2 protein-coding genes are annotated in these 1,333 nt (G+C 62.3%); both read right to left on the reverse strand.

The window, feature by feature from the left end:
- Positions 1–350, reverse strand: a 350-nt coding sequence (locus P3T25_RS48540) for a hypothetical protein (RefSeq protein ID WP_429364887.1), incomplete at its 3' end; no start/stop codon positions are given.
- Positions 351–367: 17 nt separating this feature from the next.
- Positions 368–1,333: multicopper oxidase domain-containing protein (locus P3T25_RS48545; protein ID WP_429364889.1), on the reverse strand; the 966-nt coding region annotated here is incomplete at its 5' end.

The raw sequence follows: 1,333 nt of genomic DNA on the forward strand, positions 1-1,333 counted from the left end.
CCGCCGCCCAACTGCCCCACCACGACGAGCGAGGTCGGCACGGCACCGGGCAAGCTATTGGTGAGATTGACCGTCAGCGGTCCTGGCGGCACGGTGATCACCACAGGCGACCAGTTCGCTCCGGCGCCCGAATTTGCCGCCGCACAGGTCGCCGGCGCAACCGCAGCCGGCGTACAGGTGTAGCCCCACATCGGCACCGCCTGCCCGTCGGGCAGCGTGGCAGTCGTCGCCTTCGCCGTCAGATTGACGACTTGAGCAAAAGATATGCTGCTGGCAGTCAGCAGAATGGACGCTGTGACCCCTGCCTTGAGCACGGCGAAGAGGGTCGCCTTAAACTGAGTGGATCTCATCGCGCTTCTCCCCGCCTCTAATTGGATTCGTCAATCAGGAAAACCTGTGGATCGACGAGCATCATCATCATCATTCCGCCTGGGAAGATGTTGTTCGTAGTGATCTCGCGCTCGTTATGCGAGTGCCACATGAATGCAAAACCTGCTTCCGTTGCGGGTGGATTCGCGATCGTCCCGCTCGGCGGCGTCGTCCCGGTGGGCGCGGTGGCGCGTATGGTCGCGTCAGGCCCAAGATAAGGACTGCCACCAAACCAGAAGCCGTTGGTCACCACATGCGAATCCGGCAGGGTGACCGGCCCGCCGCTGCCGACGTTGCCGAACGGATGCGCTTCGAGCGCCTTGCCGTGATCGGCGCACCACTCGTAGTAGTTCGGCGCGAGCGGGTCGGCCGTGTAATAGCCGTTCACGTCCGGAATGCAGACGACCGGTTTGCCGACGTAAGCCGCATATTTCGGATCAGTATCGGTGTACAGGTCCCCAGGCTTATGCCCATAGACATCCCAGTTCAGGCCCTTGCCTGTCCAGTAGAAAATTCCATCCATCGTGAGGCCCGGCGTCGTGGTCGTCGTGAACAGCAGCGGTCCGGCCACCTTGGTCGGGTCCGTCTTGCTGAGCAGCATGTTTCCATCGCGCGCCAGCACCCGCACGTGATTGCCGTGCTCGTGGAACGGATGCTGCCAGCGGCCGGTGCCGATGATCCGCAACAGCACCAGTTCACCCGGATGCATGTGCGGATTGCCGTTGTAGGGCTGATGCGGATACTGCACCGCGTAGTTCGGGTCCATGTCGTCCGGCATCGAGCGGCCGTTGACCATGAAATAGGCCGGGTGATAGGGCTCCGTCTCCACGGTCATGCAGCCGTTCGGCGCCGTGCACGCGTTCGCCGCCTGTTGTTCCGCCTGCACATGGATGCGTGGATCCAATTCGGAGAACTGGAACAGATACTCGCGGTCGTAACAGGCCGCGCTGTGGTTATAGGCCGC

Origin of the sequence: Paraburkholderia sp. GAS32, assembly GCF_050434225.1 — a bacterium.
In the GTDB taxonomy this organism is placed as follows: domain Bacteria; phylum Pseudomonadota; class Gammaproteobacteria; order Burkholderiales; family Burkholderiaceae; genus Paraburkholderia; species Paraburkholderia madseniana.